Source organism: Pseudomonas entomophila, from assembly GCF_023277925.1.
GTDB lineage: Bacteria > Pseudomonadota > Gammaproteobacteria > Pseudomonadales > Pseudomonadaceae > Aquipseudomonas > Aquipseudomonas entomophila_D.
This window is the reverse complement of the sequence record NZ_CP063832.1, coordinates 4058211-4072022: the sequence shown is the minus strand read 5'-3', so window position 1 is coordinate 4072022 and position 13812 is coordinate 4058211. Positions and strand designations below refer to the sequence as shown.

General features: G+C 58.5%; 16 protein-coding genes, 1 tRNA gene and 2 pseudogenes. 5 read left to right on the top strand and 14 right to left on the bottom strand.

The genetic code is table 11. From position 1 onward, the window contains the following. Positions 1 to 57: 57 nt before the first annotated feature. Together IM733_RS18010 and nirK are read right to left on the bottom strand one after the other, a co-directional pair. Positions 58 to 267 (bottom strand): DUF3079 domain-containing protein, encoded by a 210-nt coding sequence (locus IM733_RS18010; RefSeq protein ID WP_248917871.1) that lies wholly within the window; start codon positions 265 to 267, stop codon positions 58 to 60. A gap of 78 nt (positions 268 to 345) precedes the next feature. After that, complete coding sequence (nirK, locus tag IM733_RS18005; RefSeq protein ID WP_248917870.1) at positions 346 to 1488, bottom strand: copper-containing nitrite reductase; 1143 nt, start codon at positions 1486 to 1488, stop codon at positions 346 to 348. A 204-nt stretch (positions 1489 to 1692) separates the two neighbouring features. Between nirK and IM733_RS18000 the strand changes: the two genes are divergently transcribed. The 3 genes from IM733_RS18000 to IM733_RS17990 all read left to right on the top strand — a co-directional run bounded on the left by IM733_RS18000 (position 1693) and on the right by IM733_RS17990 (position 4703). Continuing rightward, a complete protein-coding gene (locus IM733_RS18000; protein WP_248917869.1) occupies positions 1693 to 1914 on the top strand; it encodes a hypothetical protein in 222 nt (73 codons plus the stop codon). Positions 1915 to 2385: 471 nt separating this feature from the next. Continuing rightward, positions 2386 to 4164, top strand: a complete 1779-nt coding sequence (locus IM733_RS17995; RefSeq protein ID WP_248917868.1) for a GmrSD restriction endonuclease domain-containing protein — start codon at positions 2386 to 2388, stop codon at positions 4162 to 4164. A gap of 41 nt (positions 4165 to 4205) precedes the next feature. Beyond that, on the top strand, positions 4206 to 4703 hold the full coding sequence (locus IM733_RS17990) for a hypothetical protein (protein ID WP_248917867.1): 498 nt from the start codon (positions 4206 to 4208) through the stop codon (positions 4701 to 4703). Between the two features lie 53 nt (positions 4704 to 4756). On the opposite strand, the pseudogene IM733_RS17985 reads toward IM733_RS17990, so the two are convergent. The 7 genes and pseudogenes from IM733_RS17985 to IM733_RS17955 form a co-directional block, all read right to left on the bottom strand. Continuing rightward, positions 4757 to 5641, bottom strand: a pseudogene (locus IM733_RS17985) (hypothetical protein); the annotation flags it as partial. Then, positions 5637 to 5846, bottom strand: a pseudogene (locus IM733_RS17980) (hypothetical protein); the annotation flags it as partial. The pseudogenes IM733_RS17985 and IM733_RS17980, both read right to left, overlap by 5 nt. Before the next feature lie 343 nt (positions 5847 to 6189). Then, a tRNA-Thr gene (locus tag IM733_RS17975) sits at positions 6190 to 6265 on the bottom strand. A 98-nt stretch (positions 6266 to 6363) separates the two neighbouring features. Further along, positions 6364 to 6615: a hypothetical protein gene (locus IM733_RS17970; RefSeq protein ID WP_248917866.1), complete on the bottom strand. Its 252-nt coding sequence runs from the start codon at positions 6613 to 6615 to the stop codon at positions 6364 to 6366. A gap of 22 nt (positions 6616 to 6637) precedes the next feature. Next, positions 6638 to 7018, bottom strand: a complete 381-nt coding sequence (locus IM733_RS17965; protein WP_248917865.1) for a hypothetical protein — start codon at positions 7016 to 7018, stop codon at positions 6638 to 6640. Between the two features lie 18 nt (positions 7019 to 7036). After that, on the bottom strand, positions 7037 to 7243 hold the full coding sequence (locus IM733_RS17960) for a helix-turn-helix domain-containing protein (protein ID WP_023629980.1): 207 nt from the start codon (positions 7241 to 7243) through the stop codon (positions 7037 to 7039). Between the two features lie 9 nt (positions 7244 to 7252). Next, a complete protein-coding gene (locus IM733_RS17955) occupies positions 7253 to 7831 on the bottom strand; it encodes a hypothetical protein (RefSeq protein WP_248917864.1) in 579 nt (192 codons plus the stop codon). 484 nt (positions 7832 to 8315) lie between these two features. On the opposite strand from IM733_RS17955, the gene IM733_RS17950 reads away from it, so the two are divergent. Both IM733_RS17950 and mdtI read left to right on the top strand, forming a co-directional pair. Beyond that, entirely contained in the window at positions 8316 to 8675 is a 360-nt protein-coding gene (locus IM733_RS17950) for an SMR family transporter (RefSeq protein ID WP_248917863.1), read from the top strand. After that, the gene (mdtI, locus tag IM733_RS17945; protein ID WP_248917862.1) at positions 8669 to 8986 is read left to right on the top strand and encodes a multidrug/spermidine efflux SMR transporter subunit MdtI; all 318 of its coding nucleotides are present in this window, start codon (positions 8669 to 8671) and stop codon (positions 8984 to 8986) included. Before IM733_RS17950 ends, mdtI begins: the two co-directional genes overlap by 7 nt. 236 nt (positions 8987 to 9222) lie before the next feature. Here mdtI and IM733_RS17940 read toward each other — a convergent pair whose 3' ends face one another. The 5 genes from IM733_RS17940 to IM733_RS17920 form a co-directional block, all read right to left on the bottom strand. Further along, positions 9223 to 10458, bottom strand: a complete 1236-nt coding sequence (locus IM733_RS17940; protein WP_248917861.1) for a methyltransferase — start codon at positions 10456 to 10458, stop codon at positions 9223 to 9225. A gap of 122 nt (positions 10459 to 10580) precedes the next feature. Then, positions 10581 to 11270 carry an ABC transporter permease gene (locus IM733_RS17935; RefSeq protein WP_248917860.1) on the bottom strand — a complete coding sequence of 230 codons (690 nt, stop codon included), beginning with the start codon at positions 11268 to 11270 and terminating at the stop codon, positions 10581 to 10583. Further along, entirely contained in the window at positions 11271 to 11963 is a 693-nt protein-coding gene (locus IM733_RS17930) for an ABC transporter permease (protein ID WP_248917859.1), read from the bottom strand. It abuts the gene before it with no gap. 57 nt (positions 11964 to 12020) lie between these two features. After that, the gene (locus IM733_RS17925; protein WP_248917858.1) at positions 12021 to 12782 is read right to left on the bottom strand and encodes an ABC transporter substrate-binding protein; all 762 of its coding nucleotides are present in this window, start codon (positions 12780 to 12782) and stop codon (positions 12021 to 12023) included. Between the two features lie 11 nt (positions 12783 to 12793). After that, positions 12794 to 13567 (bottom strand): ABC transporter ATP-binding protein, encoded by a 774-nt coding sequence (locus IM733_RS17920; RefSeq protein WP_248917857.1) that lies wholly within the window; start codon positions 13565 to 13567, stop codon positions 12794 to 12796. Positions 13568 to 13812: the final 245 nt, after the last annotated feature.

The following is a 13812-nucleotide window of genomic DNA, read 5'->3' as shown; positions in this document are numbered from 1 at the left end:
AGCGGTCCTTGCTGGGTGATAAGGCGACCGCCATGGTGCCGTTATCGGCTGCCGGGCTCAACCTTGGTGTCGGATGGCTGATGCGTCGGGCAACGGTTGCTCCAGCTGGTCCGCTTGCAGGTGCCAGTCCTCGCCGAACAACTCCGCCGGATGCAGGGTTCGCTCCGCCCCGTTGCCACAGGCCAGCGCCTTGGCCGGGCAATACAGATCGCACCCCCAGCAGATCCGTTCGGGGTGGCTTGGGTTCACGGGAAATTTCTTGGCCATGGTCTCCCTCCATGAAGTAGATGCCTGTGTTCAGGCTATGCCGCGCATGGCCAAGGGGCTTGATCGGGATCAACGCCGCTATTTGATCGGCCCAGGCGCCTCCACCTGGCTCATCAGGTCGTCGTTCCATTGCCCTTCGACCTGCACATGGGCGGCCGCGCCGAGCATCACCGCCTCGATCAGGTTGTGGTTGAGGTAGGTGTACAGGCCGGGCTGGCGGAAGGTGTACAGCGCCGCGCCCGCCGCGCCGCCCGGGATGAACCAGGTTTCGAGGTTGCGCTGCGGTGGGTTGGCGAACTTACCGGAGGCCCAGACATAGTCACCGTGGCCGCCGATCAGATGCGGGCGGGTGTCGCGGTTGGCCTGCGAGTGCACGATCAGCACTGTCTCGCCCACCTTGGCGGTCAGGGCTTGCTTGCCGGTCAGCGCGCCGACGCTGCCGTTGAACACGATATGGGTCGGCACCAGCCCCTTCATCAGGGGTTGCATGTCGGCAAAGCTGGCGATGGGGGTGGGGTAGCGCTTGTACTTGCCGTCCTTGTCGCGGGGGATGTAGTAGTCCTGCTCGCCGATGTACCAGACCTTGTCGTACTGCAGCGGGCGGCCTTCGGGGTCTTTCAGGCCATCGCGCGGTAGCACCATGATCGCGCCGTTCATGCCACACACCACATGCCACGGGATCATCGCCCCGCCAGGCGCGCAGTGGTACACGAACACTCCGGCCCGGTCGGCCTTGAAGCGCAGTTTCACCTGTTCGCCGGGCTTCACATGAGTCAGCTCGCCGCCGCCCAGGGCGCCGGTGGAGGCGTGGAAGTCGATGTTGTGCATCATGCTGTTGCTGGCCGGGTTGACCAGGGTGAGCTCCACGTAGTCGCCTTCGTGTACCACCAGCAGCGGGCCGGGCACCGAGCCGTTGAAGGTCATGGCATGGATGAAGGCGCCGTTGTTGTCGATGGCCAGCTCTTTTTCCTCGATGACCAGGCGGAACTCGACGATGCGAGGTTTGCCTGGCGCGCGCTGGGCATGGGCATGTACCTGGGGCGGTGCGACCAGTTCCACGCTGACCCGCTCCAGCTTCGCCAGGTCGGCAGGCGAAGCTTTTGCCTGCGGCACGGCCGCTTGGGCCAGGCCTGTGCTCAGCAGAGTACCGCCGACACCGAGTAACACACCCCCCGCCAGAATCCCGCGCCGGGTCAGGGCCACTCCTTCTTGCTCACTCATGGGACTTCTCCTTAAGTCGACGAAAGCCGTCCGGCACAGGATTACCCCTTTTAAACATAAGGTTTATTGAGCGAAAACAATAATAGGAAAGGGCCGACAGCCAGTTGCAGGCCTGGCGGAAGGCTACTATGGCTTGTGGGGCGCCTCTGGAGGGCGTTGGTTGCAACCTGGGTGCGCGGGTCAGCCCTGCAAGGAGCACACGGAGTGAACCGATTCGTCAGTTTCGAGATCACCAATCATCGGCATTACGTGGTCAGTGTCGATCACATCATCGCCATGTATCCGCTGCCTCAGGAACGCAACTTCAACAAGGGCGGGATTGTGTTGATCAGCGGGATGGGCAAGGAGGGCGGGAATGTGGCGCTGGAGCTGAGTGGGGTTGAGGTGAGGAAGTTGCAGAAGGCGTTGCTGGAGGGGAAAGCTTGAGGCAGGAAACAAGAAAGCCCCGCATTGCGGGGCTTCTAAGGTGGTGCGGCACCAGGAATCGAACCCGGGACCTACTGATTACAAGTCCACCCTATCACCCAGCATCCATTGATAAAAGCCGGCTATCAGCTGATTTTGTTGGTTATTCACGGATATTTGGGTCAGGTATCCGAGAGCGCTGTGGACACTTTGTGGACACTCTCGGTGGCTCAACCCTGCACAACCCTTCAATCCTTTGCACAGTGTGCAATGCCCCTCGGTCCCTCGTGGCCCGCGCCGCGCCTGCCGTGGCCGGTCGTAGCAAAGCCCAGCCCCTTTGCATTTTTTCCCGAGGCGAAGCGCGTCGGCGGGAGGGGGATAAGTGATTTTTCGGACATTTTTTTGGTTGCTCTCTTTTTATGAATCCCTTGAGATTTGACCAGTAATGCCATTATGGTGTCATGAAAACGGGAACCACTAGATAGGGAATTTATGAGCATTACACCACGTGGTATGAGCGTAACCGAAGCCTATCGCTTATACCGAGAGAATAGACTTATTGTAAATCGTAAGTATCAAAGGAAACTGGTGTGGACCTTGGCTGAAAAGCAGAAGCTCATTGATAGTTTGGTTTCTGATTATCCTATTCCGCTGATAATGTTGGCGGATGCTTCCAGTGGTAGTGATATCTATTATGAAATAATGGATGGCATGCAAAGAATGAACGCAATATTTTCGTTCATTGAAAATGGTTTTGACTTAGATGGAAAGTTCTTTGATGTAAATGAGTTTTCTAGGGCAAAGCAAGCATCTGAGTCTGGGGTTTTTAAGCCTGTAGACCGTAATACTGTGGAACTCCTAGACCCCAGTGTATGTGCAAATATCCTTGATTATCAACTGGCGGTAACAATTTTCCCAATAGAAAGTGAGGCCCAAGTTACAGAGGTTTTTGGCCGAATTAATTCTGGTGGGCGCCAGTTGAGTGCGCAAGAGAAAAGACAGGCGGGTCAGGTCGATGAATTCTCGCTTCTAGTGCGAGAATTGGCATCTGAGATCCGCGGGGACGCTTCAAGAGAGATTTTACCTCTTTCCGGCATGCCTGAAATAAGTATTGACTCGCTAAGATCTAGCATGGGGTATGCATTAAAAACTGAAGAAATATTTTGGTGTCGTCAAGGTGTGTTAAGAGCACAACAGCTTCGAGATAGTGAAGACGAAGAGATGATCGTGGATATTTGCGCCTCGATTCTTCTTGGGGAACCGATTGCTCGTAGTAAAGAGTTGTTTGACAAAATTTATGATGAGGGCGAGGCGGAATATGGGAAGGTTCGTCGAGCATTTCATACTTATTCTGGCGAACGACTTAGTGAAGAAGTTAAAGTTACCATGTCTGTGCTGAATGAAATCATCGCGGGCTATAATGAAGCACCTAACACACTAAGATCTGTAGTTAATCCATCTTCAATGAATCCGATTAAAAATTCTTTTTATTCGATATTCATGGCTCTTCATCATTTGGTTGTCTGTGAGGAGAAAACACCAGAAGATTATTCTGGAATAATGCATGCTATCACTGGGCTTCAGCGGAACTTGGTAAGTAATGCAAATTACGCTACTACAGCCGACCGAATAAAGAATGTTGATAAAACAGTTGGTCTAATTCAACGGTATTTCGTTAAGAAAGATCCGCCCATGCTACGGCATGGCGCAGGGCTTGCTCTTGATATGGCAAATGCTTTGAGGCGGTCTAGAATCGAAACATCTCGTTATGAATGTAAGCAGGGGTTGCTAAAGCTTAGTGGTGATCGTGAGTTTGATAAGTCGCTACCTTCGAAACTGATAGAAACAGCCTGCGGTATTGCCAATGTCGGGCCGGACGCTGATGGTTACATTTTTATTGGTGTAGCCGACCGTAAAGCGCACGCGGACCGTGTTGAGGAACTGGATTCTGTCGTGCCGGTTAAAGTTGGTTTGCGATACGTTGTTGGCTTAGGCCGCGAAATGTCGCTGCTACAGATTGATGATGAACAGTATCTTGAGCGGTTGCTGGAGCATTTTAGAAAATCAGATTTGAGTGAACCGCTGAAGTCTCAGGTTTTATCGCAAACAGATTTTGTGGAGTTCAAGGGGCTGTCCGTTCTTCGGATCAGAATTCCAGCGCAAAAAGAAGTTTCTTTTGTTGGTGATGAATCCTTTGTGAGGGAGGGATCTTCTACAATAAAAGCCGCAGGGAAAAAGCTTATAGCTATTAACGATATTTTCCGTCAATAAATGTGGCGATGAATATGGAATTTTTGTTAAGGGCGTGAAGCATGAGTGATAAGCAAAAAGTTCTTTTAGCAGTAGTTAGCTCTACATCCATTGATGAGCTTGTTAATAATTTCTCTTTTTCTCATGCTTCCAAAGAGCAGCTCAAGGATTTAAACTTCCAGTATGTTTATTTTACTGGCCTGCTCAACGGATTTGGGCGGGATCTGAAGTCTGGTTATCTTTGTAAGGTCAAGAATATAACTGTTTCTCTTGTTGAAGGTCTGTGGGAATATACGTTTAGATTAAGTGAAATTTCTTCTGGTATTAATAATTCTGGAGAGCTATCCAAGCTTGTCAGAAAAGTAGGTCACTGGGAGCTTTTTGACTGGGATGTTGAAAGTTGCTTCTCCTACAATAGATCAGGTGTGGATGATGACTATTTCCTGTATCTTGAGCCCCCCTCGTTGGCAAACTCGTTAACCATCAAGGAAGCAATAGGTCGGCTGGCCGGCACTTATGGTGTTGACCCTGCTAAAGTGACTGTATCTATTACTGGCTGATCGTCTCGCGACCTAGATTAACAGCAAAGGCCGCTATTTTTGCGGCCTTTGCTTTAGAGTGTTATTTGTTTAAGTTTAGTAAATAGCTGCAGTGCTGAAGCGCTACCTTGAATGAACTCAGCCGCATTGGTCGGTGGTGGCGTCGGTCCATGCACATGCCCAGCTAGCTGGGTGTTCATCTCCTGGACTAGGTCGAGCAGGTCACACAGCACCTGCAGCACGTTCACCCCGTCCGACCCCAGCCACGTCTTCGACGCCTGCAGGCGCTGACTGACGCCTACCACGCTTTTCCGCAAGCCCTCGATCTGCTCCTGGACATCGCCGCCAATCGTCGCGTTGAGCTTCTGCCCCACCACCAGGTTGAGGTCGCGCCCGGTGGCCTGGTGCAGGTCATCGACAGCGGCCAGGCTCGCGGATCCGCCGGATAGCAACTTGAGCGCGCCCAGGGCTTCGACCTTCTTCACCCCGCCCACCGTCTCGGTGGAATGGTCGTCTACGTTCCTGGTGTGGCTCTGGAACTGCTCGCGGTTGGCCAGCGACTCCACTTCGCGCTCGATCGCCTTGTCCTGGATCTTCCCGTCCGTCTGGCGCAGCCAGTTGCCGTCCGCGTCGACGCGCTGCTTGCAGGCCTCGCTGTGCTGCCAGACCTGGTCGTCTTTCGGTACCCGGGGCAGGCTCAGCCCGTGCGGCAGGATCTGCTGGATAAACGGCTTGTGCGGCAGGCCGTAGGCGAACGACACGACCACGGTCGTGCCTTCCTTGGGGAAGCCAAACATGCCGGCCTCCTGCCCGCCCATGGGCGCCGGCAGTGGCAGGCTGGTGAACACCGGCAGCGCCGGATCCGGTTCGCCGTCAGGCAGCAGCACCTGGACATCAACGCCGAAGCGCGGGCGGAAGTCGTCGCACAGGCCGGGCGCCGCCGGCGCATCCGGCGTTGCCCTGCTGCTGCCAGATGAAGTCCGGGATGGCGAACACCTGGGCTAGGCTCTCCATGGCCTGGAAGCCCGCCGCCAGGCTGTAGAAGAACGGCGCCCGGGTTGAGGCGTAGGGCTGGTCGGGCACGCGAAAGCGCAGGCCGGTTTGTTCGCTGACGTGTTCAAGTACGCCGCGCAGGTCGATGTGGCGCAGGTTCATGGGCTGTGGCCTGCCAAATCTACAAAGCGAATCTCAATCGTTTAGGTGTACTTACAGAGCATGAAGCGGTGTCGAATGTGCGCTTTCATTTGCTTGCGGAGAGTTTACGAGCGGATGTGGTGAAGGGAGGCATTCCCTATCAGGGGAGTGACAAAGCGGAGGACTTCGATGACGCTGCGGAGATTTTGGAGCAGGTACTGGAGCTAGCTGCCGACCTCGTTGGAAAGCGTTATCCATGGTGGAAAAGGGTGACCAGCAGGATGTGGACACAATGTGGACGTTGAAGAGACTTTGAAAAGCCAATCTCCAAGCTCCAGAAAGACGAAAGCCCCGCATTGCGGGGCTTCTAAGGTGGTGCCGGCACCAGGAATCGAACCCGGGACCTACTGATTACAAGTCAGTTGCTCTACCATCTGAGCTATACCGGCACAGGGGCGTCATTATAGCGATGGATTCGCGGCTGTAAACCACTTCGTTGCATTCATCGTCAAAACCCCTAAGTCACCGAGGCGAAAGGAGAATTTTACTACCAGCCGCGGTGGATGGTGTTGACGCTTGGCTCAGGTTTGCCTGGGTTGAAAAACAGCTTGTTGTTGTCGCAACCGCGCTTGCGGCAGCTGCCGTCAACGTTGTGCAGCGGCAGGCCGCGGTCGCCGCCGAGCTGCATGCCGGGCATGTTCCAGTCGAGCGGGGCGGGCTGGTTGGTGGCGGTGTTGCCGGCGCAGCCGGTGATGGCCAGGGCGAGGGTCAGCAGGGCGAGGGGCTTGGCGTGTTTCACGTGGTTCGCGTCCGTTCCGGGATCAGTCTTTGTTCAAAATGCGCTGGATAGTGCCGCCGCAGGCCATGTAGCAGGAATCGTAGTCGTTGCCGCAACTGTAGCTGCTCCCCGTCGAAAAGGGGTAGCTCGGGTAGTAGCAACTGTGACGCGCTTCCTTCTTGCTCTTGCCGTTCCGGCAGTACTGGTAGGCCCTCATCTCGGCCTGGTACACCGCGCGTTCGCTGTTTTCCTGCAACCGCGCCATTTGCTGGCAGTGGTTGCGTTGTGTGGAGCAACTGTTGATGCAGTTCATGCCATGCGCGCTGGGCGGTGGCGAGTATCTATAGCTGTAGCTCGGGCCACAGCCGGCCAGCGGCAGGCAGGCCAGTACCAGGGCCGCGAGGCCCTTGCGGGAAAATGCCATGGGTGGTGCAGTCCTTGATCATTCGTCGCTGAACTCCAGCAGGTCGCCCGGTTGGCAGTTCAGTGCGCGACACAGCTTCTCCAGGGTCTCGATCTTGAAACCCTTGATCTTGCCGTTCTTCAGCAGCGACAGGTTCGCTTCCGTGATGCCGATGATTTCCGCCAGGTCCTTGGAACGCATCTTGTTCCGGGCCATGACGACGTCGAGGCGGATGATTATCGGCATAGGGAGCGGTTAGACATAACAGTTGTGTTCATCGCTGATGGTCTTGGCGTCACGCATGAGCAGCGAGAAGGCACACAGCAAGATGCCTTTCATGATCTCGTAGACAGCCTGCGATGATACACCGATCGAGACGCTGAAGCTTCTTTCCCCAGCAGGCAGGTCGATGGCCAGGGCCAGGCCCTGGAAGGTATCGACCACCGGCCACAGCAGCGGCGTGCCAATGCACAGCAGGCCGACCCACCAGAGCAGCTTGATGTTGGCGCTGGTCCAGGTCTGGCCCTTTGAGAGCCGGTGGAAGAACAGGCCGGTCAGGCCCAAGGCCAGGACCGAGATGCTGGTGGGGATCATGTCCAGCACCAGGACCAAGCCGATGGACAAGGCCGATGGCTGGTATTCGGGCGCCAGCAGCAGGGGCATCTGGTCGCCATGGGCCTGCAGGTAGGCGGCTTGTACTTCGGGAAAGTCGAATAGCCACAGCATGGGGGTGCCGAGCAGTTCTACCGCGGCGGTCGTCCAGGCGAGAAAGGCGGCGAATGCGCCGATGGTGCGTAGGCGCGAACGCGCATAGGCCACGGATCTACTGTTCATGGGGTGCCTCCGTACAATGATGAACGGGGCGGATTATTCTTGAATAATTATCGTAATACAATAATTAATTGGGTAGTTTTGGGGGTGGTGACACTTTGCCGCAGGGGAGGTGGCCGCCTTGTGGGGGTTGTGACGGCCTTTTCGCCAGCAAGGCTGGCTCCTACAGTGACGGGGTTTTGGCTGGATAATATAATTTACGAAGCTTTCAGCAGGCTTTAAGGGGTTTTCACTGTCTGTGGACGATTGCTCGCGACAAATAATTAGTCTGAGTCTATCGTTTTGACTTATTCGATCAACTCAGCTAATCTTCTGTTCATTATGTTGAACATTAAAGCTTTCAAGCTCCTCTCCACCTCCCGCCTGGTTTCCCGTGAACGTCACTGGACCGGCGACCTCTAGCCCCTCCCTCCTCTTTCAGCCTTAAACGTCTTTTTCCGGCGCCGATGACTGCGCGCCCGGCTGCTGTCGCCCATGGGAGGGCACCATGCGTTCCTGGATCTATTTGATTGTCGCCATCACCTTCGAGGTGATCGGCACGGCGTCGATGAAACTCGCCGCCACGCATTTCCCCGTGCTGGGGCATGTGGTCATGTACGTCATGATCTGTCTGTCGTATTTCTTCCTGGCCCTGGCGGTCAAGCGGGTGCCGGTGGGTGTCGCTTATGCGCTTTGGGAAGGGTTCGGTATCGTGTTGATCACTCTGATCAGCGTGCTGTGGCTGGGTGAGAGCCTGGGCTGGGCCAAGGCCCTGGGCCTGGCGGTGATGATCGCCGGTATCCTGCTGGTCAAGGCGGGTACCCGGGCCAAGGCCGTCGAACGTGAAGGGAAGGCGCTGCCATGCTGATTCCATTCGCTTGGTTGGGCCTGGCCATTGCGCTGGAAGTGCTGGCCAACCTGTTGCTCAAGTACTCCGACGGCTTCCGCCGCAAGGGCCTGGGCCTTGCCTCGATCCTCTGCGTGCTGGCGGCATTCACCGCGCTGGCCCAGGCGGTGCAGGACATCGAATTGTCGTTGGCCTACGCCATCTGGGGTGGTTTCGGCATCCTCGCCACCGTGGCCATGGGCTGGGCGCTGTTCGGCCAGCGCCTGGCCGGTCGTGGCTGGCTGGGGCTGGTGTTGCTGCTGGTGGGCATGAGCCTGCTGAAATTGGCCTGAAAATACCCTCGTTCGAGGGCGGTTAGAGCGTTTGGCTGGAATGCTTATGCACAAGGAGCATTTGTGCCTTGCACAAAAGGCATGCCGGCCGGCGCTACCACCGGTCTTTGCGCAAAGGCCTGTTTTTGCTGGTTTTCAGGGTTTCAGCGGAATAAGCAAAGCGGCGCAAATAGCGTATTTCTCTACGACCGTGTGATTTTCATCACAAGCTTGTTCACAGACTTATCCACAGGTTGTCAAGCCTCCTGCGGCGATCCGTCGCGCTCGGCCAGCAACAACAGGTTGCGTGGCGTGAGGGGGTAGTCGCAGAACACACCGACGCGTACCGCATAGCCTTGCTCTTGGAGGAACAGTGCGCGGTCGAGCACCAGCCACATCTCCAGCGGGCGACGGAACAGGTTGCGCACCAACTCGAGATTGCGCACCTGGGCCAGGCGTTGCCAGCCCATCGCTTCCAGGCAGGCCCAGTCGGGATCACCGCTCAGCACCACCTGCTTGAGGTCGGCCAGGTCGCGGCAGTACTGCTCGAAGGGTTTTGCCAGCCAGCTAACCGGTAGCGAGGGGGTCGGCAGGTAGTCGTCCGTGCCCCGTTGCTGGCGCTGCAGCAGGTCGAAGCCCAGGCGGCGGGCCATGGAGGTGTCGCGCTGGCGGCGTGTCCTGAGGCTGGAGGTCACCGCTTCGCTCAGGGGCAGCCCCAGGTCTTCCTGAGTCAGGTTGAGGGCCGAAGCCTGGGCGGTTGCCGACATCGCATGGTAATGCTTGCCCTGGATGCGGTTGTAGCAGCAGGGGGCCAAGGCGATCTGCTGGCACCCTTGCTGGCTGGCCGCTTGCAGCAGGCGCACGTGCAGGTCGCCACAGGCGTGCAGGGCGACTGCGCTCTTGTCGCCGCCCAGATGCCGAGCGCTGTCCGGGGCCATGACGTCCTGCTGTACGTGAACGGCGGGCAGGTGGTGGTGGTCGCTCAGCGCCTGGCCAGCGCTGACCAGGTCGCTGTCGTACTCCAGGCAGGTCAGCTGCTGGCCGGGCTGCAGCAGGCGCCGGCCCAGGTGGCCTTTGCCGGAGCACCAGTCGAGCCAGTGGTGCGTGGGCTGTCCGAACGCCAGGCGGCTGGCGAAGGCTTCGATCTGTTGCCACTTGCGGCCGGGGACGTTGACGTCGAGGCGGTGGCCGGCGGGGTGCAGGCCGGCGTCTGGTAGTTCACCGACTTCGGACAGGAGCAGGGCATGCTTGGCCAGCTGTGGGAAGGGTGCCGGGGCTGGAAGGCGTTCAGGGTGTTGCTGGACGGCTTCGGCCTGTTCCAAGGTGCGTTGGCGCAGCCATTGGGACAGCTCGGGGAGCTTGGCTTCCCAATCCATCTGCAGGTGAATGAAGGGGCGGGGGCGCCACAGGTGCTGATGCTCGACGAGGAAGTGATCGAGGGCCTGGAAGCGCTCGAGCAAGTGCTGGTCGTGGAGTGGGGGCGTGGTCGGCATGCAGGCACCGCGGCGTTATTGATTGGGGCCGCTTCGCGGCCCATCGCCGGCAAGCCGGCTCCTGCAGGGGCCGCGCAATACCTGGCGATGGGGTGTGAGGCGGCCCCGATGTTGTTACGCGTTCATCGCCCCTGGCAGGCGTCCACGCGCAACCAGCGCTCCAGTAGCTTGAAGCCCTGGACCAGGAAGAACGAGATCACCAGGTAGAACACCCCGGCGGCAAAGAAGATCTCCACCGGCAGGTAGGTGCGGGCAATGATGGTCCGTGCCATGCCGGTCAGCTCAAGCAGTGTCACGGTACTGGCCAGGGCGCTGGCCTTGAGCATCAGGATCACTTCGTTGCTGTAGGCCGGCAGGCCGATGCGTGCGGCGCGTGGCAGCATGATGTAGAACAGCGCCTTGCCACGCGACATGCCCAGCGCCCGGGCGGCTTCGATCTCGCCCTTGGGGATCGCCTGCAGCGCGCCGCGCAGGATCTCGGCGATGTAGGCGGCGGTGTGCAGGGTCATGGTCAGCACCGTGCACCAGAACGGGTCGCGCAGGTACGGCCACAGCGAGCTGTCGCGCACCAGGTCGAACTGGGCCAGGCCGTAGTAGACCAGGAACAGCTGCACCAGCAGTGGGGTGCCGCGGAAGAAGAAGATGTAGCCATAGGGCAGGGCGCGCACGTACCAGTGCCGCGACGAGCGGGCGATGCCCAGCGGAATGGCCAGGATCAGGCCGGCGATGACCGCGATGGCCACCAGTTCCAGGGTCAGCGTCGCACCCTGGGCCAGGCGTGGCAGCCACTTGATGATGACTTCCCAGTTCATTTATTCGGCCCTCATGAAGCCGCGAGCGGCGCGCTTTTCCAGGAAGTGCATGCCGGTCATGGCAATCACGGTCAGGCCCAGGTAGATGCAGGCGGCCACGGCATAGAAGGTGAACGGTTCCTTGGAGACGGTCACGCCGATCTGCGCGTGGCGCATGATCTCTTCCAGGCCGATCACCGACACCAGCGCGGTGTCTTTCATCAGGATCATGAACAGGTTGCCCAGGCCCGGCAGGGCGATGCGCCACATCTGCGGCAGGATGATCCGCGAGAGGATGCGGCCTTTCGACAAACCGAGGGCCAGGCCCGCTTCACGGTGGCCTTTGGGGATGGCCAGGATCGCGCCACGGAACACTTCCGTGGCGTAAGCGCCGAAGCACAGGCCGAGGGCAATCACGCCGGCGGCGAAGGCGCTGAGCTCCAGGCCCGGCATGTTCAATAGCCCGCCGAGGCTGTTCATCAGCCCGACAGTGCCGAAATAGATAAGCAGCACCCAGAGCAGTTCGGGTACGCCGCGCACCAGTGTCGAATAGGTGCCGCCGAGCCATTGCAGCGGCTTGAGCGCGGACGTTTTGGCCAGGGCGCCGAGCAGGCCGAGTATCAGCCCCAGCAGCAGGGCGCACAGCGCCAGTTTTACCGTCATCAGGGTGCCGGCCATCATGGCCGGACCGAATCCGTGCAGGTCGATATTCATGGGTAAGTTTGTTCAAGGGACAGGCATCACCATGGTGGCGATGCCTGTCGGGGCGAATCAATAGATGCTGAACGGGAAGTACTTGTCGTTGATCTTCTTGTAGGTGCCGTCGGCGACGATTTCCTTCAGTGCGGCGTTGAGCTTGTTACGCAGCTCGTTGTCACCCTTGCGCACGGCAATGCCGACCTTGTCGCTTTCGTTCACCGGGTCGCCTTTGAACTCGTAGTTCTTGCCGGCCTCGGACTTCAGCCAGTCGTAGTTGGCGTACTTGTCGGCGAGGATGGCGTCGACGCGGCCGGAGGTCAGGTCCAGGTAGGCGTTCTCCTGACCGTCATAGAGATTGACTTTGAACTCTTTGTCGAAGCCACCGTTGTCATCCAGCCAGGTCGCGGCCTGGGTGGCGCGCTGGGTGCCGATGGTCTTGCCCTTGAGCGAGGCGCGGTCGGTCTTGAAGTCGACCTTCTTCGGTGCGATGAACTGCTGCTTGTTCGAGTAGTAGGGGTCGGTGAAGTCCACGGCTTGCTTGCGCTCGTCAGTGATCGACAGCGACGAGACGATGAAGTCGAACTTCTTCGCATTCAGGGCCGGGATGATGCCGTCCCAGTCGGAGGTGACCACTTCGCACTCGACCTTCATCTTGGCGCACAGGGCGTCGCCGATGTCCTTGTCGAAGCCGACGACCTGGCCGCTGGCATCCTTGTTGTTGAACGGTGGGTAGGCAGCTTCGATACCCATGCGCAGTTTTTCCGCGGCCATTGTGTTGGCCGACATCACCAGCGTGGCAGCAGCTGCCAGGAAGAACTTCTTGTAAGTCTGCATGTATTGCTCCGTTAGCGGTGGCTGGACATGAATTGCTTGCAACGCGCCGAGGTCGGGTTCTCGAAGACCTGCTGCGGCGATCCCTGCTCTTCGACCAGGCCCTGGTGCAGGAACACCACTTCACTGGACACCTGGCGGGCAAAGTTCATCTCGTGCGTCACCAGCAGCATGGTACGGCCTTCGTCGGCCAATGCGCGGATGACGTTAAGCACTTCCTGGACCATTTCCGGATCGAGCGCCGAGGTGGGTTCGTCGAACAGGATGACCTTGGGCTTCATGGCCAGGGTGCGGGCGATGGCGGCGCGCTGCTGCTGGCCACCGGAAAGCTGGGCGGGGTAGCTGTGGCGCTTGTCGAAGATGCCGACCTTGTTCAGCAGCGCCTCGGCGTGCTCGATGGCTTCGGCCTTGCTCTGGCCGAGCACGCGGCGTGGCGCCTCGATGATGTTGTCGAGGATCGACATGTGCGGCCACAGGTTGAAGTTCTGGAAGACGAAGCCGATCTCGCTGCGCAGGCGGTTGATCTGGCGGTTGTCGGCGGCGACCAGGTCGCCGTTCTTCTGGGCCTTGAGCTTGAGCACTTCACCGGCGACGAGGATCTCGCCTTGATGCGGGTTCTCGAGCAGGTTGATGCAGCGTAGCAGGGTGGACTTGCCGGAGCCGGACGACCCCAGGATGGAGATCACGTCACCGTCGCGCGCGGTCAGCGAAATGCCCTTGAGAATTTCCTGCTCGCCGTAGCGTTTGTGCAGGTTGCGGATTTCCAGCGCGGGCGTGGCCTGGGCCATGTGCGGTCCTCATGTGTTCGGGTGCGTTCCCAGCTGTTGGCGGCCTTCCTGGCGAGCGCCACGCTAGCATAGCGGCATAACGGCGGCCAACCGGGTCGCGGGGGGCCCAGGTCGCTGGTGGGACAGTTTGTCGCATCGTTGCAGTGGACTGTCGCGAGGATGTCCGCAACGGCGTTTTGCCCAGCGCCGGAGCCTTGATGAAAAAAGGCGCGATGGTGCCAGCTTTGGCCGTGCCTGGGAAGCCG